Genomic DNA, 18506 nt, shown 5'->3' on the forward strand with positions numbered 1-18506 from the left:
CTAGATGACGCCGAGCGTCAGGGCCTCGCGATCGGCGAGGAACGGCATCCGCATCCACCCCGTCGACAGCAGCGCTTCCATCGCATCGGCGGGCAGCGGACGCGACAGCAGGAAACCCTGGGCACGGTGACATCCGTGCCGCATCAGCGTCAGCGCAGCGGCCGGAGTCTCGACGCCCTCGGCCACCAACTGCAGGTCGAAGGCCTCGGCAAGCCCGATGATCGCGCGCACGATGGCCAGATCCGTGGGGCTGGCACCCAGGTCACGCACGAACGTCGTGTCGATCTTGAGCATGTCGACCGGAAGCGACTTCAGGTAGGACAGCACGGCATAGCCGGTGCCGAAGTCGTCGATCGCGATCTGCACGCCGACGTCCTTGAGCTCCTGCAGCGTTCGGCGGGTGGTTTCGATGTCGCGCACCATGACGCGCTCGGTGATTTCCAGGCACACCGAACCGCTGTCGATGCCGAACTCTTCGATGACGTCCGCGACGCTGCGGACGAACCCGCGGGTGACCAACTGCATGGGCGACACGTTGATGCGCAGCACGGCACCCAGCCCCACCCCACGTGAGCGCCACCGGCTGAACTCCGCGCAGGCGCTTCGCATCACCCACCGGCCGAGCTCACCGGCAAGGTTCATCGACTCCACGACGCCGATGAACGAATCCGGCAGCAGCAGCCCGCGTGTCGGGTGCTGCCAGCGGACCAGCGCCTCGGCCGCCACGATCGCGCCGCTCCACAGGTCGACCTCCGGCAGATAGTGCAGCACAAGCGCTTCGCTGTCGATGTCGCCCTGCAGATGCAGTTCGATGTCGCTGCGCAGCGCGTTTTCGAGCGACATGTAGCCGCTGGACACCGAGATCTGGTTGCCGCCCGCGCGCTTGGCGGTCAGCACGGCTTCGTCGGCGCGGGCGAGCAGATCGGTGCTGTCGTCGCGGCCGGGCAAACCGACCGCCACCCCGATGCTGACCGTGGACGTGACGGTGTCGCCGCCGATGGCCAACCGCTCGCAGAGCATCGTGCGGAGCCGCTGTGCGAGTGCTTCGGCGGTGTCGCTGGACATCGCGCGCTCCGGCACGATGACGAACTCGTCGCCGCCGATCCGCGCGATCATGTTGCGGTTTCCCACGCACGCGCGAAGCCGCTCGGCGAACACCTGGATGCACCAGTCGCCGGCACTGTGGCCGAAACGGTCGTTGATCGACTTCAGCCGGTCGAGGTCGAGGAACAGCACGGCGACGGGCCCCTGCCCGGTTGTTGCCAGCCGCTTGGACAGGTGCGCCACCAGCGCGCGACGGTTGTGCAGGCCGGTCAGGTCGTCGTGCTCGGCCAGGTAGTGCAGCCGTTCCTCGGCGGTGACCCGGGCCTGCAGGTGCGCGAAAAGTGAGGCGACGGCCTGCAAGGTGTCGATGTCTTCCGGCTTCCAGTCGCCGCGGCCGAACTTGACGAAGGCAAGCATGCCCGTTGTCACTTGCCCGGAAATCAGCGGTGCGCACGCCACTGTCGGCGGCGCGACGTGGCGACTCCCCGACAACCGGAAGGCCCGCGCGTTGCGCCCGGCCTCCACTACGACCGGTTTCTTGGCGTCCGCGCAGTTGGCGAAGACAGGGTCGGCGCTGTCGAACGGAACGACGGCAAGGGGATCGTGTTCGGACACCGGCCGGGGTGGCCACTCCGCCACCAACGTGGAAACCCGCAGTTCGTGGTCGTTGTGCCGCAGAAAGCTGGCATCGACGTCCAGCTGGCGAACGAGATAGGCCAGCACCTGCGCGCTGACCTCGCGAGCGTTTGTCGCGGTGGCCATCATCAGCTTGGCCGCAACGGAGTTCACCAGGCTGCGCGGCACGGTGACCTCCTGGCCTTGACGCACTCCGCGGCGCCTGTCGAACGAGTGGCGCCGCGGAATTGAATAGCTTATATATACCGGACGTCGTGAGGGCCTCACATCTTTCATTGGCTACCTGCTGGGACACGACGTGCGGATCGCCTTTATTGGCCGCGTGTCGATTACCCGCCGTCGGTGGCAAAACAATTCCCGCACAAGGCTTTTGATTCCGGCCGCGGTAGGCATTTTTAGTCGGTCGTGGTAGCCGTTCTGGCGCTGGGAGTTTCATGTCCTTCCCGCGGCAATATCTGGTCGGATAAGGTTGTCCTCCCGCAAACCCAAGGAGGGCCGTCGCAGATGCCCGTCGTCGTCTCGGCCAAACGTCGGCTCGCACCGCTGGCAAAAACCATCGCGCCAGGCTGGTTTTGGCGACGCAAACACCGCATTCTGCAGCGGTTGGGCGAATCCAACCCCGAGATTGTCTTGGTTCGGTCGTTGTGCGACCCCGACAGGGTGTCGGTGGACATCGGCGCCGATGTCGGCGAGTTCGCGATCGCCATGCTGGCGTCGTCGCGGTCGGTGATCGCGTTCGAGCCGCGGCCCGCACAGGCACGCGCGCTGGCGGCGATGTTCGACGCAGTCGGCGCCGCGGTCCGAGTCGAGGAGGTGGCGTTGTCGGACCGCCCCGGCGTGACGACGATGCGCGTGCTCGAGTCGGCCCCCGGACGCAGCACCATCGACGGGGCCAACGCCTTGAGCGACGCGGACGGCGGTGCGGTGCGCAGCGTCGACGTGCAGGTCAAACGGCTCGACGATTTCGGGCTGGACGACGTCGGCTTCATCAAGATCGACGTCGAGGGTCACGAACTGGCCGTGCTGCGCGGCGCCGTCAATACCCTCGAGCGCAACCGGCCGGCGCTTCTGGTGGAAGCCGAGGAACGCCATCATCCCGGCGCGGTGGCCGGGGTCGCCGAGTTTCTGACCGGGCTGGGATATCGGGGCTATTTCGACCTCGACGGCGTGCGCCGGCCGATCGACGAGTTCGACCCCGCCCGGCATCAGAACCCGGCGAACATCGACGGCTGGGCGCCCCGCGGCGTCTACGTCAACAACTTCATCTTTCTGGCGGCTGCGCGAGCAGACACAAAAGCACCCTAAATGCCCTGTATAAGGGGCCTTTTGCGTCTGCTCGCGCCACCTTTGCGAAGTGATCTGGGTCACGTCGTGTCACATCCGGCGGCTCGGCGGTGTCTTGAGGGCACACCCGAGTAAAGGAGACAGCAATGACCGACCAGCGCACCCACGTCGTCGTCCTCGGCGGCGGATACTCCGGAACACTGGCCGCCAACCACCTGCGACTGCGTGCCGACGTCGATATCACCCTGGTGAACCCGCGCCCGATGTTCGTCGAGCGAATCCGGCTGCACCAGCTCGCCGCCGGCACTCATACCGCCACGGTCGACTACGGCACGCTGCTCGGTGAGGGTATCCAGCTGGCCGTCGGCACCGCCGAGCGCATCAACACGGTTGAGCGCACCGTCGAACTGAGTTCCGGCGCGATACTGGACTACAACTATCTGATTTACGCCGTGGGCAGCAACACCTCTGCACCCGAATTCGCCTATCCGGTAGGTGAATTCGAGTACGCCCAACGCCTGCGTGATGCCCTCGACGAGCTGCATCCGGACGCCCCGGTCACCGTGGTGGGCGCGGGGTTGACCGGCATCGAAACCGCCTCGGAGCTTGGCGAGCAAGGCCGGCGCGTGACGCTGGTCTGCGGCGGGGTGCTGGGGCCGTCGCTGAGCCGGGTCGGCAGGCGCTCGGTGGCCAAGTGGCTGTCGAGGCTCGGCGTCGACGTGCTCGAGACGGCCGTCGTCTCAGAGGTTAAGCCCGACGCGGTGGTTCTCGGCGACGGTTCGGTGTTGCCGAGCGCGCTGACGGTGTGGACCGCGGGCTTCGGCGTGCCGGATCTGGCCGCCCGCAGTGGTTTACGCACCGACGAGCTGGGCCGGCTGCTCACCGACGAAACGCTGACCAGTGTCGACGACGCCCGCATCGTGGCCGCCGGCGACGCCGCCGCGCCGTCGGGCGAGCCGCTGCGGATGAGCTGCCAGGCCGCGATCCCGCTCGGCGCCCAGGCCGCCAACACGGTGTTGAGCCGCATCGCGGGCACCGCGCCCGCGGCAATCAACCAGGCGTTCACCGGTCAGTGCATCAGCCTGGGCCGCTCGTATGCCACGGTGCAGCTGGCCCGGTTTGACGACACCCCGATCAACGTGGCCCTCGGCGGCCGATTCGCCGCCACGATCAAGGAATTGGTCTGCAAGGGCACCGTTTGGGGTATCCGGCGCGAGGCCGCCAAGCCCGGCTGGTATCGCTGGCTCAAGGGCGGCAAGCGGCCGTCGCAGCAGGCGCACGAGGCGGTCACGGTGCCGTGACCACCCTAGACGAACACGCCGAGCGGTTCACCCTGCTGCGGCCGCTGCTGTTCACCATCGCCTACGAAATCCTCGGCAGTGCAACAGAATCCGACGATGTACTGCAGGACAGCTATCTGCGGTGGGCCGAGGTCGACCTGTCGACCGTGCACGACACCAAGTCCTATCTCGCCCGGCTGGTCACCCGGCAAGCGCTCAACTCGCTGCGCGCCGGTGCCCGTCGGCGGGAGGACTACGTCGGCCCGTGGCTGCCCGAGCCGTTGCTGCTCGACGACGCCGACCCGTCGGCCGATGTGGTGCTGGCGGAATCGGTGTCGATGGCGATGCTGGTGCTGCTGGAGACGCTGGGGCCCGACGAACGCGCGGTGTTCGTGCTGCGGGAGGTGTTCGGCTTCGACTACGACGAAATCGCCGACGCCGTCGGCAAACCCGCATCGACCGTGCGGCAGATCGCGCACCGGGCGCGCGAACACGTGCAGGCCCGGCGCCGGCGCTTCACGCCCGACCCGGAAGCGTCCGCGCGCATCACCGCCGAATTCCTGGCCGCTGCCTCTAGCGGCGACGTGCAGACGGTGATGTCGATGCTGGCGCCCGACGTGGCGTGGACCGCCGATAGCGGCGGCAAGGTCAGCGCAGCGCGGCGACCGGTGGTAGGCGCCGAGAAGGTCGCCCGGGCCGTGGTCGGGCTGGTGAGCAGGGGCATGCAGATACCCGATGTGCGGGTGGAGATGGTGGTGTGCAACGCCGCGCCAGCAGTGCTGCTCTACCGCGCCGACCGGCTCGAAGGCGTGTTCACCATCGAGATCGTCGACGGCAAGATCGCCAACTTCTACGCGATGCGCAATCCCGACAAGTTGGTGGCGCTAGCGACCGCACGCGAGATCCGCCGCGTGTGACACGTCTGCCAAGCTAGAGCGGTGCGAATCGATCGGCTCGGCGACCTGGGCGACGCGGCGCAGGTGCTGCGTTCGGTCGGCGACGCCACGGTTCGGCTCGGTCTGCCGCCGCCGGCGGCGCTGACCGGCGAGTGGTTCGGCGCGTCGGCCGTGATCGCGCCCAGTGTGTCGGTGCGGCCGGTCGACCCCGCCGGCGCGTTCGCCGTCCGCCCCGGCTCGGACACCGCCGCGGTGGGGGGCGGCTGGATCGGCTACCTCTCCTATCCCGATTCCGGCGCCGACGGGCGGCCGCCCCGCATCCCCGTGGCCGCCGGCGGCTGGACCGACTGCGTGCTGCGCTGCGACCCCGACCGGCAGTGGTGGTACGAGAGCTTGTCGGGCGCGCCGATGCCGGGCTGGGTCGTCGACGCGCTGGCGACGCCGGCGCCCGAACCGGCCTGCCGCATAGAGTGGGACGACGCCGACCGCGCGGCGCACCGCGCCGGGGTGCTGGCCTGCCTGGAGGCGATCGCCGCGGGCGAGGTGTACCAGGCTTGTGTCTGTACGCAATTCACCGGTTCGGTCGCCGGGGCACCGCTGGACTTCTTCGCCGACGGCATCGCCTGCACCGCTCCGGCCCGGGCGGCCTATCTCGCTGGCCCTTGGGGTGCGGTGGCGTCGCTGTCGCCGGAGTTATTCCTCTGCCGCCGTGGCGATGTCGTGACGTCCAGTCCGATCAAGGGGACGCTGCCGCTGGATGCCTGCCCGTCGGCACTGCGAGCATCGGTCAAGGATGTCGCAGAGAACATCATGATCGTCGACATGGTTCGCAACGACCTGAGCCGGGTAGCGGTCACCGGAACCGTCGCCGTGCCAGAGCTTCTGGTGGTGCGGCCCGCACCAGGCGTGTGGCATCTGGTGTCGACGGTCTCGGCGGTGGTACCCGCCGAGCTGCCGACGGCGGCGGTGCTGGACGCCGCCTTCCCGCCGGCTTCGGTCACTGGAACACCCAAACTCCGTGCGCGACAGCTTATTTCGCAGTGGGAGCCGTTTCGACGCGGTGTATATTGCGGCACAGTCGGTTTGGCTTCTCCGGTGGCGGGCTGCGAACTCAACGTGGCGATCCGCACGGTCGAGTTCGACACCGCGGGCAACGCGGTGCTCGGGGCCGGCGGCGGAATCACCGCCGACTCCGACGTCGACGCCGAATGGGACGAGTGCTTGCACAAAGCCGCGCCCATCCTGTCAGCTTCGCGACCGCAGCACCGCGTCGTAGAGCTCACGCCGTGACACAGGCGTACCCGCGCTAACCTGCGCGCAGGCGTCTTTGACCCGAACACCCTGGCGGGCAAGGGTGTTCACCTCGGCCACCAGCGCAGGCAGGTCGGCGCTCGGTGTGGCACCGGCCAGCACGACGGTGATCTCGCCCAGTACGCCATCGGCCGCCCAATGCGCCAACTCCTCCAGCGTTCCGCGGACCACTTCCTCGTGCACTTTGGTCAGCTCGCGACACACCGCCGCCCGTCGGGCGCCGCCGAGCTGCTCGACCGCGTCGCGCAGACACGCCGGCAGGCGGCGCGGGGATTCGAAGAACACGCACGTTCGTGGCTCGTCCGCCAGTGACGCCAGCCAACTCCGTCGCGCCGACGGCTTGCGCGGCGCGAACCCCTCGAAGCAGAACTTGTCCGACGGCAACCCCGACACCGCGAGCGCAGCGGTCACCGCCGACGGGCCGGGCAGGCAGTGCACCGGTAGTCCCGCGTCCACGCACGCCGCCACCAGTCGATGCCCCGGGTCGCTGATCAGCGGCATCCCGGCGTCGGTCACCACGAGCACCGTCGCGCCGGCCGCGATCTCGTCGAGCAACAAGGGCACCCGCGCCGCCTCGTTCGCGTCGAACATGCTGACCACCTTGCCGGCGATGCGGACGTCGAGCGCCTTGGCCAGCGTGCGCACCCTGCGGGTGTCCTCGGCTGCGACGACGTCGGCGGCGGCCAGCGCCTCGACCAGCCGCGACGACGCGTCCGACGGCTGGCCCAGCGGCGTGGCGCCCAGCAGCAGTCGGCCAGCGCTCATGGGCCACAGCCTACGATCGACGGTGATGACCGCTGCTCACCTCGACGTCGCCGAACGGCCGGTACCGGTCATCAGCCCGGGGCCGCTGATGCCCGTCGCGGATTTCGGGCCCGTCGACCGCCTCAATGGCTGGGCGGTCACTGCGGTGGTGACCGCGCTGGCGGCGCTCACCCGGTTCGTGAACCTGGGCTCGCCGACCGATGCGGGCACGCCGATCTTCGACGAGAAGCATTACGCGCCGCAGGCCTGGCAGATGCTGCACAACCACGGCGTGGAGGACAACCCCGGCTTCGGGTTGGTCGTCCATCCGCCGGTCGGCAAGCAACTGATCGCTCTCGGCGAGGCCATCTTCGGCTACAACGGCGTGGGCTGGCGGTTCACCGGCGCACTGCTCGGTGTGGTCATGGTGGCGTTGGTGGTGCGGATCGTGCGGCGGATCAGCCGCTCGACGCTGGTCGGTGGTATCGCCGGGCTGCTGTTGATTGCCGACGGCGTCAGCTTTGTCGCGTCGCGCACCGCGTTGCTCGACGGGTTTCTGGCCTTCTTCGTCGTCGCGGCGTTCGGGGCGCTGATCGTCGACCGCGATCAGGTCCGGGAACGGATGCACGTCGTGCTAACCGAGGGCCGCAGCGCCGAAACACCGTGGGGGCCGCGGCTGGGCCTGCGGTGGTGGCGCTTCGGCGCCGGGGTGCTGCTCGGATTGGCTTGTGCGACAAAGTGGTCGGGGCTGTACTTCGTGGTGTTCTTCGGGTTGATGTCGTTGGCGTTCGACGTGGTCGCCCGTCGCGCCTACCGGGTGCCAAGGCCGTGGCTGGGTGTTGTGCGGCGCGACGTCGGTCCGACTGTGTATGCGCTGCTGGTCATTCCGTTCGCGGTGTACCTGGCGTCGTATGCGCCGTGGTTCGCCTCGGAGACGGCGATCAACCGTCACGAAGTCGGCCAGTCGATCGGCGACGAGGCCAGCTTCCCGATGCCCGACGCCATCCGCTCGCTGTGGCACTACACCTATAAGGCCTACCAATTCCATTCCGGGCTAACAAATTCCGCGGGGAACTACCATCCGTGGGAGTCCAAGCCGTGGGCCTGGCCGATGTCGCTGCGACCGGTGCTGTACGCCATCGACCAGCAGAACGTGCCGGGCTGCGGCGCGCAGTCGTGCGTCAAGGCGGTGATGCTGGTCGGCACTCCAGCGCTGTGGTGGGTCTCGGTCCCGGTCCTTTTCTATGCGGCGTGGCGGGCATTCATCCGACGGGATTGGCGTTACGCCGCAGTGCTCGTCGGCTACTGCGCCGGCTGGCTGCCGTGGTTCGCCGACATCGACCGGCAGATGTACTTCTTCTATGCGGCGACGATGGCGCCGTTTTTGGTGATGGCGATCGCGCTGATTCTCGGCGACATTTTGTATCAGCCTGCGCAGGGTCCGGAACGGCGCACGCTCGGGCTGATCGTCGTGTCCTGTTACGTCGCTTTGGTGTTGACCAACTTCGCGTGGCTGTTCCCCATCCTCACGGGCCAGCCCATCTCGCAGGCCACCTGGAACATGGAGATCTGGCTACCCAGCTGGCGTTGAGTGTTGTGCCGCGTTGAGATTGCGCTCAGGGTTGTTCATCCGCGTTATCCACAACCCTGCTTGCAATCTCAACGCATACACGGCCCCATCAAGCACCATCAGTCGGTGGGGGTGATACGCGGCACCGAAGCAATGTCGAGCGGCGCGCTCACCCGCGGGCAGTTGCGGTGGAATTACCAGCCATTGTTTCCCGACGTCTACGCACCGCGAGCGACGACGCCGTCATTGCGGCGCAATACCGTTGGCGCATGGCTGTGGTCAGGGCGCAACGGCGTGATTGCCGGACGCGCCGCGGCCGCACTCCACGGCGCGCTGTGGGTCGATGCCGCTACGCCGATCGAAATGATCTGGCGCAGCGGCCGCCCGCCCGCGGGGATCGTCGTTCGCAACGAACGGCTCGACGCCGACGAGATCGTCGACGTCGACGGCCTACCGGTCACCAGCATCGCAAGGACCGCGCTGGACCTTGCCCGGCATCTGCCGCGTGACATCGCCGTACGACACCTTGACGCGTTGGCCCGCGCCACAGGCGTCACGGCATGCGATGCTCTCTCGTTGGCCGAGCGTTACCCCAGGGCGCGAGGGCTGCGTCGCTCGGAGGTCGCCCTCGCGTTGATGGACGCCGGTGCTCAGTCCCCGAAGGAAACCTGGCTGCGGCTCCTATTGATCGACGCCGGACTACCCGCGCCGAGAACACAAATCAGGGTGAGCGACGGCTTCAACGAGGCATTTATCGACATGGGTTACGACGAGCCGATGGTGGGCCTTGACTACGACGGCCAGCAGCATAGCTCTGATCGCGAGCGGTACGTGTACGACATCGGACGCGCCGAGCTGATTCAACGCAAAGGCTGGATCGACATCCACGTGGTCGCCGAACACAGCCGCCGATTCATCCTTCATCGGGTATCGGAGGCCTTCGCACGCCGCGGAATTGCGCTGAAATTGCGTGCAGGGTCGTGATTTCCGTCCAAGCACAGCCCTAGATGCAATCTCACCGAAACCTAAAGCGGATCCCGGGCCGCAGGACACGACATACACCGCGGCCCACCGCGGCCAGTGCCCAACTCGGAGGCGGCGATGGTGAGCACCTCAATGCCGGCATCGCGAAGGCGCGCATTGGTCCGAACGTTGCGTTCGTAGGCGACGACGACACCGGGCGCGAGCGCCAGCGTGTTGTTGCCGTCGTCCCACTGTTCGCGTTCGGCGATAACGGGATCCAGGCCGGTGTCGATGACACGTAGTTTGTCCACGCCGATCGCCGCCGCGGCGGCCTCCACGAACGGCGCCGCGTCGGAGATCTTCACGCCGTCGGGTGTGCGCGCAATGGTGAACGCCGACAACGTGTCGACGACGTTGGCGTACATCACGACCGCGTCGGTGTCGACCATGGTGCACACGGTGTCCAGGTGCATCTGCGCACGCTTCTGCTCGATCGGAACGGCGAGCACTGTTTCGGCGAGGTCGTCGTCGAACAGGCTGCGCGCCAACGCTTCCGCGCCGGCCGGGGTGGTCCGCTCCCCCACCCCGACGGCGACGACGCCGGGCGCCAGCAGCAGCACGTCGCCGCCTTCGACCGGCGCAGTGTGTGATTCGTAGGCGCGCCGCACACCGGTGAACCGTGGATGGTGGGCATAGATCAGGTCGGTCAGCGACGCCTCCCGGGCCCGCGCCGGCAACGCCAGCGTCGGGATGATCACCCGCGGCCCGATCCAGATCGACGAGTCGCGGGTGAACACCAGATTCGGCAGCGGCTCGATCACGTAGTCGGCGGCGTGATGCATCAGCCGCACCAGCGACACGTCGGTCCGGGTGTCCGGCGGCAGCTCGGCGAACGTCATACCGGCCATCAGGACATGCGCCAGCGCCGCCGGGGCCAAGCCACGCAGGTAGGCCGAAAGCTCTTGGGCCAGCGGCAATCCCAGCCGTCGGTCGTCCACCGCCGCGGCGATGCCCTGCATCCGGGCCGCACCGCTTTCCAGAGCTTCGGTCAGCAGATCGGACAGCAACAGCACCTCGACGCCGCGGGAGCGTAGGAGTTCGGCGAACGCGTCGTGCTCGTCCTGCGCGCGGGCGACCCAGGGCAGCCCGTCGAACAGCAGCTTGTCGTTGTTGCCGGGGGTGAGTCGGCCCAGTTCGGCGCCCGGCCGGTGCAGGATCGCCACCCGCAACGTGCCCACCTCGGAATTGGTGCCAAGACTCACATTTAGCACCGTAACGCCAACAGCCACCTCAAGTATGGTTTAGGTATATGGACACCCAGGAGCTCCTTCCCGGCGAGCTGGCTGCACGGGCCGGCGTGGCGGTTTCGGCGCTGCACTTCTACGAGCGGCAGGGCCTGATCACCAGCCGGCGGACGTCGGGCAACCAGCGCCGCTACAGCCGCGACACGCTGCGCCGGGTCGCCTTCATCCGGATGTCCCAGCGGCTGGGCATCCCGCTGGCCCGGGTGCGGGAGGCGCTGGCCACCCTGCCGACCGACCGGGTGCCCACCAGCAAGGACTGGGCGCGGCTGTCGGCCGGGTGGCGCGCCGACCTCGACGACCGGATCGTCCACCTGCAGCGGTTGCGCGACAACCTGGCCGACTGCATCGGCTGCGGTTGCCTGAGCCTGCGCAGCTGCCAGCTGGCCAACCCCGGCGACATGCTCGCCGAACAGGGCCCCGGTCCCGTCCGCCTCAACTAGCTCTCGAACGCACGTGCGATAAAATGGCGGGCATGGCGATACCGGTACAGGAGTCGCTGTTCGACTGCAACGAGCGCCGCGAGCTGGGTGACGGCGCCTGGATCGACATCCGCTCCGGCTGGCTGACCGGCGCCGACGATCTGTTCGACGAGCTGATGACCACGGTGCCGTGGCGGGCCGAGCGCCGCCCGATGTACGACCGGGTGGTCGACGTGCCGCGGCTGGTCAGCTTTCACGACCTAGCCGTCGAGGATCCGCCGCATCCGCGGCTGACGCGGCTGCGCCGTCGGCTCAACGACATCTACGCCGGCGAGCTGGGCGAGCCGTTCACCACCGTCGGACTGTGCCTGTACCGCAACGGATCCGACAGCGTGGCCTGGCACGGCGACACCATCGGCCGCAGCAGCACCGAGGACACCATGGTGGCGATCGTTTCCCTGGGCGCCACCCGCACCTTCGCGATGCGGCCACGCGGCGGCGGGCATTCGTTGCGGCTGCCGCAGGCCCACGGTGATCTGCTGGTGATGGGCGGCTCGTGCCAACGCACCTGGGAGCACTCGGTTCCCAAGACGTCCGGATGCGCCGATCCGCGGATCAGCGTCCAATTCCGGCCCCGCGACGTCCGCTAGGTTGTCGCGCGGCGACCCGCTGCGCCCGGCTTCGCCGCGCTTGCGATCACCGCTAACTCCGGATCGCCGCGACTCCCTTCACGAGCAGGTCGCGGGCCCGATTGGTGTCGACGGGAGTGACCGGCTTGTCCGGCACCACCAGAGGATTGGCGGTGACGATCACCTCGTAGTCGCCGAATTGGGCCGAGTAGTTGTAGAGCTCGCCGCGCCGGGGCTGGCCATCGACCGTCGTTTGCACCACACGGTGCACGCCCAGCGTTCGCGTCCCGTCGATCTGCGGGACGTCGACGACCTCGATCATGCCGCGCACCGGGCCGCCGGAGAATCCGACCTGCTTGCAGTTTGGTCCCGGGTCGTTGAACGGCAACGCCTCGGAGGTCTGCAAGGCGATCACGATGAAACGGTTGCCGTTACCCTCGGCTGCCTCCGCGGCCATGTTGCCCTGCAGCCCCGCCGGCATCTGCTGGCCGGCCACGAATTTCGCGCAGTCAGCGGGTTCGAACTTCAGTCCGTCGGGCAGCTTGTGCGAGGACAACACCTTCGGGTCAACACCGGTCTTCGGGATGTCCTTGGTGGTGAATTCGGGGCCGAAGCTCGACTTCACCTGCGACACCTTGGTGATGTCCGCGGAGGGAGAGGCCGAGTCGGCGGAGCCGCATGCCGCGAGCAGACACACCGATGCGATCGCAAGCGCAGCCCTGATCATCGTGGCCAGGGTACCCAACGCCAGTCCGTCAGCGGCGCAACTCGGCCACGGTGTTCACCAGCAAGTCGGCCGCGAATTGCGCCGGCAGCGGCGGCTGCGGCGACCCAGGATCGGTGATCAGCGCGGTGAACGTGTAATAGCCGCCAAGGTAGGCGGTGAAAGTGGTTGCCTGAGAATGGATTTCACTGCCGCCTTCGACGGGCATGGTGGTCTCGCTGGCCATGCCGAGGGTTTCGATGCCGTCGATCTGCGGTGGCGCAATGAGATGCACACGAGTGGTGGCGGCGCCGTTGGACATCGTCCAGTGCGGGCAATCGACCACCAGTGCAGGATCCAGCCGTGCCGGCGCGGCCGCGACCACGGTGTAGACGATGCCGCCGTCACCCGACCCCGAGACGCCCTGCGGCGACTGGCCTCGACCACCGGCCGGGTCTGCCAGCGCAGCGCAGTGCGACGGGTCCGCCGTCCAGTCCGGGCCCAGACCCCAGACCGCAGGCGGTGCTGCGGTCCCCGACACGGCGGTGACTTCGTAGCCGGGCGGCATGTCGCGGCTCATCCGCTTGATGTTGGCGGGGTTGACTTGATCCGCCGGGGTGCTCTCCGTCGATGGTGGCGTGGAGGCCGGCGAGTGGCCGCAGGCGGTCAGCACGACCACCGTCGCGCCGATCCACACCCGTCGCATGGGACGTTAATATCAGAGAGGCGAGGGTTGGCCGCACCCGCATTCAGCCGACGGCCCTAATCACTTGGCGGGCAACGCGTTCGAGTTGGCCGATCATGTCCGGTTCCAGGTGCAGGTCGCCTGGTTTGGGGACGTCGATGACCGTGGTGACGACGCCGACGTCGTCGCGCTCCCACACCGCTCCGTACCGGTCCATGATGGTGCGCATCGGCAGGTTGTCGGAAAGCACACGGGCAGAGAACTTTTCGACGCCATCCACCCGGGCGGCGACGGACAGCGCCCCGATCAGAAACGTGCCGATCCCCCGGCCCTGATACGCGTCGGCGACGGTGAACGCGACCTCGGCGACGCTCCGGTTGTGGTCGTCGCGGACAAAGCGGGCATCGGCGACGGGGTAGCCGTCCTGGTCGGTGACCACCCAGACGAAGTGATCGACATAGTCGACCTCGGCCAGATAGTCCATCAGTGCCCGGCTGGGAACGCGTGGCGACATGAATCGCCGGTACAGCGTGTCGTTGGAGAACTGGACGTGGCCCTCCAGGGTCCGCTCGCGGTCGCCGGGCAGCACAGGGCGAAGCAGCAGTCCGGTGCCGTCGCGGGCGGTGATCGGGATCGGTGTGATGAAAGCGGCCAGCCGCTGGCGAACCGTCCGCACCAGCCGCGCCATGATGCCCGGGATGTGCACCATCCGCGCGAACGCGTCGTCGTCACCGATCCAGCCGGTCAACGGTTCGGTGGTGGTGACGGTCGCTGTGCGCGGGATGTCGCGCAACAGCGCGATTTCCCCGACGATGGTGCCGGCAGAGACATGCTCGACGATGACGACGCCGTCGTCGCCGACGTGCTTGACCTCGGCGGTGCCAGACGAGATGAGCAGGAAGGAAACCGCCTGTTCGCCCTGCTGCATGAGCACCTGGCCCGCGGCGGCCTGCAAGGGTTGCAGGGTGGCGGCCAGCGGCATCAAGTCCTCGGAGGGACACCCCTTGAAGATGTCCATGGCGGCAAGTTCCTCGGCGCGCAAACCGGTCAGTTCCGTCACCGTGCCTGCCGCCCCCTGTCCGTCGCGGATAACGCCCAGGTTAGGACGCGAGGGGCGGGTTCGTCAGACTACTGGGATGGATTCGAGCGACGACCCGATCGAAGCGACCCGCGCCCTGCTCAACCGGCCCGCGTCGGTGCGGCACGGTTTTCTCGACGTGTTGGGCGAATCGGCGACGGCGCCGGCCCCGACGTTCGCCCAGCGCGCGATGAACAGCCCGTTCGTCGCCACCGTGTACGAACGGCTGTGGCGGCCGATGTCGTTCTACCTCGCCAGCGGCATCACCACGGGCGCCGAGCAGCGCCGCGCGGCAGAGGCGCTGCAACTTTCGTCGGCGCATCGGCTGCTCGATGTTGCTTGCGGCCCAGGCAATTTCACCGGCAACCTGGCGCGCCAGCTTCCCGCGGGCGGTCTCGCCGTCGGTTTTGACATCTCCGAGCCGATGCTGACCCGGGCGGTGCTCGACAACAGCGGGCCGGGCGTCTGCTACGTCCGCGGCGACGGCCGCGCGCTGCCGTTCGACGACGAAACGTTCGACGCCGTCTGCTGTTTCGGCGCGCTGTATTTGATGCCGGAACCCTTCAAGGTGGCCCACGAGATGGTGCGGGTGCTGCGACCGGGTGGGCGCGTGGCGATCCTCACCAGCTACTCCGGTCAGGCGGCCCCGATGCGCCACGCCCTGGCCGCCGGCGCCGGTGTGATCGGGGTGCGGATGTTCGGCCGTCACGAGTTCGTCGACCTGTTTACGACGGCGGGTCTGGTCGACGTGGAGCAGCACGCGCAGCGTGCGCTGCAATTCGTGACGGCGACAAAACCAGGCTGACCTGCTCGAACTCTGTGGAGCTAAGGGGAATCGAACCCCTGACCTACTCGATGCGAACGAGTCGCGCTACCAACTGCGCCATAGCCCCTGATCCGCTAGCAGGTTACCAGCCGCCGGCGAGCCGGCCGAAACCGTTACTGCCCGACGGCCCTCGGCAGGTCGCGGTGCCAGCCGTAATCCCGCTCGTACGGCGCGTAGTCCAGATGCTCGAAGATCGGGTCCTCGTCGTCGATCTCCAGGACCACCGCGCCCGGGCGCCGCAACCGTGACGGGACCACGTCGAATTCGCGGTCATGGGTGTTCTCCACGCCGAGCCGCGACCGCGCCATCCGCTGCATGCGCCGGCGCCGCAGCCGCGCCTCGATCCGGGTCTGCCGGCGCAGGTAACCCAGGTACAGCACGGTCACCCCACCGGTGGTGCCACACACCCACCAGGCCGTCGGCGTCAGCAGGAATGCCGCCGCGGCCGACGCTGCCAGGATCATCGCCATCGTCAGCAGCATGCGCCGGCGAAACGCGTATTTGCGGGCACTGACCGCAGCTGCGGTCCTGGTGTCGTGCCCGTGCCGCCGCGCGGCCACAGGGCGCACATCCTGCTCCTCCGCGACCGCGATGCCCGACGTGTCCTCGACGTATTCGAACTCGTCGTCCGCCGAGTCGTCGGGCTCCTCCTCGGGCTCGGCCGGCGCTGAGTCCTCCTCGGAAACCGCTGTGTCCGTTGCACTCTCGGGGACGGGATCCGCCTCGATGACCTCAGTGTCGACACTGTCTGGTGCTGCCTCGGTGACCACCGCCGCCGCCACGACCACCTCGGTCTGCTGTATCCGCTCGGTGTCGGTGTCGTCGTCGAGGTCGTCGAACTGGTCTTCCTCGGGCTGCCAATCGGGATCGCTGCGATGCCCGGCCGCCGGGCCGCCCCGCCGCTTCAAAAGCCGCGCGGCGGCGCCACTGTTGAGCACCCGGGTCGCCAGCGCCACATCGCTGGTGCGTCGCACGGCGTCGCGCTTGCTGATCAGCATCGGCACCAGCACGAACAGCCACAAGATCACGAGCGAGATCCACAACAACGATTGCGGGATGCTTGGCATGGCACCCGGTCCTTTCCCGGCGAGACAGGCGGCGCAACACCGCGCCGAGGACAATTACACACCTGTAATTTGCCTGTGACAAGCACCAATAGCCACAAATGTCACTTCTGTAACAGAAAATGGCAAACGTTAGACCCAGGTGGCATGCCCGTCGCGCACCAGCGTCGACGTCACCGACCCGTAGACCTCTTCGACCGTGAGCGCGACCAGAACGTGGTCGCGCCACGCGCCGTCGACCTGGAGGTAGCGCCGCAACAGCCCCTCCTCGCGGAATCCGACCTTTGCCAGCACCGCGCGGCTCGCGACGTTCTCGGGCCGCACCGTCGCCTCCACGCGATGCAACATGACCGGACCGAAGCAGTGGTCGAGACCCAGCGCCAACGCCCCGGTGGCCACCCCTCCTCCGGTGACCGAACTCGACACCCAATACCCGATCCACGCCGACCGCAGCGCCCCGTGCGTCACATTGCCGACCGTCAGCTGCCCACAGAACTGCCCGTCCAGCTCGATCGCATACGGCAGCATCCGGCCCTTGCGGGCCTCCGCGCGCAAACTCGAACACACTGCGGGCCACGACGAAACACTATGGTGCACGGTCCAATCCGACTCAGTGCTGGGCTCCCACGGCTCCAGATGACTGCGATCGGTCAACCGGATCCGGCTCCACTGCCCGGCATCGCGCATCCGCACCGGGCGCAGCCGGATCACACCGGCCGGGACACGCAATGGCCCAACCACCATCGGCCAGCCGGGATGCTGGGAACTCGAGCGCCACAGGTTCACGAGGGCCGCTCAGCCACGCTGAGCCAGGAACGCGACGTCGACGATCTCGCCGGTGCGGACCTCTTCGGCGTCACTGGGAACCACGACCAGACAGTTTGCCTCGGCCAGCGTCGCCAACAGGTGCGACGAGGCGCCCGGCGCCCCGCCGAGCGCCTGCACCAGGTATTCGCCGGTGTCCTGATCGCGCATCAGCTGGCCGCGCAGATAACCCTTGCGGCCCGGCACCGAGCTGATCGGCGACAGCGTGCGTGCCTGCACGATCCGGCGCATCGGCTGCCGCTTGCCCAGCGACAGCCGGATCAGCGGCCGGACCATCACCTCGAACACCACCAGCGCGCTGACCGGGTTGGCGGGCAACAGAAACGTCGGAACCCCCTCGCGACCCAGCTGCCCGAAACCCTGCACGGAACCGGGATGCATCGCGACCCGGGTCACCTCCATCTCGCCGAGCTCGGAGAGCACCTCGCGCACTCCCTCGGCCGCGGCGCCACCGACCGCGCCGGCGATCACCACGATCTCGGCGCGGTTGAGCTGGCCCTCGACGACGTCGCGCAGTTCCTTGGCGTCCACGATCCCGACGCGGTTCACCTCCGCGCCCGCGTCGCGGGCCGCTGCCGCCAACGCATAGGAGTTGACGTCGTAGACCTGGCCGTTGCCGGGGGTGCGCGAAATGTCAACCAGCTCACCGCCAACCGCCAGCACCGACAACCGCGGACGGGGATGGACCAGCACCCGCTCCCGGCCCACCGCGGCCAGCAGACCCACCTGTGCGGCGCCGATGATCGTGCCCGCCCGCACCGCGACGTCACCCGGTTGCACGTCGTCGCCAGTGCGCCGCACATACGCCCCCGAGCGCACACCGCGCAGCACCCGCACCCGCGACTGCCCGCCGTCAGTCCAGCGCAGCGGCAGCACGGCGTCGGCCAGCGTCGGCAAAGGCGCCCCGGTCTGCACCCGCGCCGCCTGCCGCGGCTGCAGCCTGCTGGGCGTGCGCGTCCCGGCCTCGATGGTCGCCATCACCGGCAAGACCACGGCGCCGTCGTCGTCGACCTGACCGTCGGTATCCCCGACGCCGAGCACGTCGACACTGCGTACCGCGTAGCCGTCGATCGCGGCCTGGTCGAAACCCGGCAGCGGTCGCTCGGTGACCACCTCTTCGGCGCACATCAGCCCCTGCGCCTCGGCGATCGCCACCCGCACCGGCCTCGGCGCCACCGCGGCGGCCGACACCCGAGCCTGCTGCTCCTCAACCGAACGCACCACGCGCCTTTCTGCCGTCAAGCC

General features: G+C 68.2%; 18 protein-coding genes and 1 tRNA gene. 9 read left to right on the forward strand and 10 right to left on the reverse strand.

The window, feature by feature from the left end; all coding sequences use genetic code 11:
• Positions 1–1848 carry a bifunctional diguanylate cyclase/phosphodiesterase gene (locus MFM001_RS05665; RefSeq protein WP_116374399.1) on the reverse strand — a complete coding sequence of 616 codons (1848 nt, stop codon included), beginning with the start codon at positions 1846–1848 and terminating at the stop codon, positions 1–3.
• A 336-nt stretch (positions 1849–2184) separates the two neighbouring features.
• Between MFM001_RS05665 and MFM001_RS05670 the strand changes: the two genes are divergently transcribed.
• The 4 genes from MFM001_RS05670 (at position 2185) to MFM001_RS05685 (ending at position 6430) form a co-directional block, all read left to right on the forward strand.
• Positions 2185–2985, forward strand: coding sequence for an FkbM family methyltransferase (locus MFM001_RS05670; RefSeq protein ID WP_116374258.1), 801 nt, complete (start codon positions 2185–2187; stop codon positions 2983–2985).
• A gap of 125 nt (positions 2986–3110) precedes the next feature.
• Entirely contained in the window at positions 3111–4265 is a 1155-nt protein-coding gene (locus tag MFM001_RS05675; RefSeq protein ID WP_116374259.1) for an NAD(P)/FAD-dependent oxidoreductase, read from the forward strand.
• Positions 4262–5161 (forward strand): RNA polymerase sigma-70 factor, encoded by a 900-nt coding sequence (locus MFM001_RS05680; protein ID WP_116374260.1) that lies wholly within the window; start codon positions 4262–4264, stop codon positions 5159–5161. The genes MFM001_RS05675 and MFM001_RS05680 overlap by 4 nt, the downstream gene beginning before the upstream one ends.
• A gap of 21 nt (positions 5162–5182) precedes the next feature.
• Entirely contained in the window at positions 5183–6430 is a 1248-nt protein-coding gene (locus tag MFM001_RS05685; RefSeq protein ID WP_116374261.1) for an aminodeoxychorismate synthase component I, read from the forward strand.
• On the opposite strand, the gene rsmI is transcribed toward MFM001_RS05685, so the two are convergent.
• Entirely contained in the window at positions 6386–7216 is an 831-nt protein-coding gene (gene rsmI / locus MFM001_RS05690; protein ID WP_116374262.1) for a 16S rRNA (cytidine(1402)-2'-O)-methyltransferase, read from the reverse strand. The two genes, MFM001_RS05685 and rsmI, sit on opposite strands and share 45 nt — an antisense overlap.
• 25 nt (positions 7217–7241) lie before the next feature.
• Between rsmI and MFM001_RS05695 the strand changes: the two genes are divergently transcribed.
• Together MFM001_RS05695 and MFM001_RS05700 are read left to right on the forward strand one after the other, a co-directional pair.
• Positions 7242–8786, forward strand: coding sequence for a dolichyl-phosphate-mannose--protein mannosyltransferase (locus MFM001_RS05695; RefSeq protein ID WP_238158928.1), 1545 nt, complete (start codon positions 7242–7244; stop codon positions 8784–8786).
• 132 nt (positions 8787–8918) lie between these two features.
• Positions 8919–9749 (forward strand): hypothetical protein, encoded by an 831-nt coding sequence (locus tag MFM001_RS05700; RefSeq protein WP_116374401.1) that lies wholly within the window; start codon positions 8919–8921, stop codon positions 9747–9749.
• A gap of 41 nt (positions 9750–9790) precedes the next feature.
• On the opposite strand, the gene arcA is transcribed toward MFM001_RS05700, so the two are convergent.
• Complete coding sequence (arcA, locus tag MFM001_RS05705; RefSeq protein WP_116374263.1) at positions 9791–10999, reverse strand: arginine deiminase; 1209 nt, start codon at positions 10997–10999, stop codon at positions 9791–9793.
• Between the two features lie 38 nt (positions 11000–11037).
• Between arcA and soxR the strand changes: the two genes are divergently transcribed.
• Both soxR and MFM001_RS05715 read left to right on the forward strand, forming a co-directional pair.
• Complete coding sequence (soxR, locus tag MFM001_RS05710; RefSeq protein WP_116374264.1) at positions 11038–11472, forward strand: redox-sensitive transcriptional activator SoxR; 435 nt, start codon at positions 11038–11040, stop codon at positions 11470–11472.
• A 32-nt stretch (positions 11473–11504) separates the two neighbouring features.
• Positions 11505–12101, forward strand: a complete 597-nt coding sequence (locus MFM001_RS05715) for an alpha-ketoglutarate-dependent dioxygenase AlkB (RefSeq protein WP_116374402.1) — start codon at positions 11505–11507, stop codon at positions 12099–12101.
• Positions 12102–12153: 52 nt separating this feature from the next.
• On the opposite strand, the gene MFM001_RS05720 is transcribed toward MFM001_RS05715, so the two are convergent.
• Genes MFM001_RS05720 through MFM001_RS05730 form a run of 3 tightly spaced genes read right to left on the reverse strand, consistent with a single transcriptional unit; the run spans position 12154 to position 14528 of the window.
• Positions 12154–12807, reverse strand: coding sequence for a DUF5642 family protein (locus MFM001_RS05720; RefSeq protein ID WP_116374265.1), 654 nt, complete (start codon positions 12805–12807; stop codon positions 12154–12156).
• Positions 12808–12835: 28 nt separating this feature from the next.
• Complete coding sequence (locus MFM001_RS05725) at positions 12836–13489, reverse strand: DUF5642 family protein (RefSeq protein ID WP_116374266.1); 654 nt, start codon at positions 13487–13489, stop codon at positions 12836–12838.
• A gap of 43 nt (positions 13490–13532) precedes the next feature.
• Complete coding sequence (locus MFM001_RS05730) at positions 13533–14528, reverse strand: GNAT family N-acetyltransferase (RefSeq protein WP_116374267.1); 996 nt, start codon at positions 14526–14528, stop codon at positions 13533–13535.
• A gap of 76 nt (positions 14529–14604) precedes the next feature.
• On the opposite strand from MFM001_RS05730, the gene MFM001_RS05735 reads away from it, so the two are divergent.
• A complete protein-coding gene (locus MFM001_RS05735) occupies positions 14605–15351 on the forward strand; it encodes a class I SAM-dependent methyltransferase (RefSeq protein ID WP_116374268.1) in 747 nt (248 codons plus the stop codon).
• Between the two features lie 15 nt (positions 15352–15366).
• Here the strand turns inward: MFM001_RS05735 and MFM001_RS05740 are convergent.
• The 4 genes from MFM001_RS05740 to glp all read right to left on the reverse strand — a co-directional run bounded on the left by MFM001_RS05740 (position 15367) and on the right by glp (position 18482).
• A tRNA-Ala gene (locus MFM001_RS05740) sits at positions 15367–15439 on the reverse strand.
• A 46-nt stretch (positions 15440–15485) separates the two neighbouring features.
• Complete coding sequence (gene glpR, locus MFM001_RS05745; protein WP_116374269.1) at positions 15486–16439, reverse strand: gephyrin-like molybdotransferase receptor GlpR; 954 nt, start codon at positions 16437–16439, stop codon at positions 15486–15488.
• Between the two features lie 129 nt (positions 16440–16568).
• Positions 16569–17222, reverse strand: a complete 654-nt coding sequence (locus tag MFM001_RS05750) for a GNAT family N-acetyltransferase (RefSeq protein WP_192886855.1) — start codon at positions 17220–17222, stop codon at positions 16569–16571.
• Positions 17223–17231: 9 nt separating this feature from the next.
• Entirely contained in the window at positions 17232–18482 is a 1251-nt protein-coding gene (glp, locus tag MFM001_RS05755; protein ID WP_116374404.1) for a gephyrin-like molybdotransferase Glp, read from the reverse strand.
• Between the last annotated feature and the right edge of the window lie 24 nt (positions 18483–18506).

This window comes from Mycobacterium sp. MFM001, assembly GCF_003402475.1.
Taxonomy (GTDB): domain Bacteria; phylum Actinomycetota; class Actinomycetes; order Mycobacteriales; family Mycobacteriaceae; genus Mycobacterium.

What these genes read in the sequence shown, in the direction of transcription:
- MFM001_RS05725 (WP_116374266.1), bottom strand. Translation starts at nt 13,489, where the DNA reads ATGCGACGGGTGTGGATCGGCGCGACGGTGGTCGTGCTGACCGCCTGC.
- MFM001_RS05715 (WP_116374402.1), top strand. Translation starts at nt 11,505, where the DNA reads ATGGCGATACCGGTACAGGAGTCGCTGTTCGACTGCAACGAGCGCCGC.
- MFM001_RS05735 (WP_116374268.1), top strand. Translation starts at nt 14,605, where the DNA reads ATGGATTCGAGCGACGACCCGATCGAAGCGACCCGCGCCCTGCTCAAC.
- MFM001_RS05695 (WP_238158928.1), top strand. Translation starts at nt 7,242, where the DNA reads ATGACCGCTGCTCACCTCGACGTCGCCGAACGGCCGGTACCGGTCATC.
- MFM001_RS05670 (WP_116374258.1), top strand. Translation starts at nt 2,185, where the DNA reads ATGCCCGTCGTCGTCTCGGCCAAACGTCGGCTCGCACCGCTGGCAAAA.
- soxR (WP_116374264.1), top strand. Translation starts at nt 11,038, where the DNA reads ATGGACACCCAGGAGCTCCTTCCCGGCGAGCTGGCTGCACGGGCCGGC.
- MFM001_RS05700 (WP_116374401.1), top strand. Translation starts at nt 8,919, where the DNA reads ATGTCGAGCGGCGCGCTCACCCGCGGGCAGTTGCGGTGGAATTACCAG.
- rsmI (WP_116374262.1), bottom strand. Translation starts at nt 7,216, where the DNA reads ATGAGCGCTGGCCGACTGCTGCTGGGCGCCACGCCGCTGGGCCAGCCG.
- MFM001_RS05720 (WP_116374265.1), bottom strand. Translation starts at nt 12,807, where the DNA reads ATGATCAGGGCTGCGCTTGCGATCGCATCGGTGTGTCTGCTCGCGGCA.
- MFM001_RS05675 (WP_116374259.1), top strand. Translation starts at nt 3,111, where the DNA reads ATGACCGACCAGCGCACCCACGTCGTCGTCCTCGGCGGCGGATACTCC.
- glpR (WP_116374269.1), bottom strand. Translation starts at nt 16,439, where the DNA reads ATGCCAAGCATCCCGCAATCGTTGTTGTGGATCTCGCTCGTGATCTTG.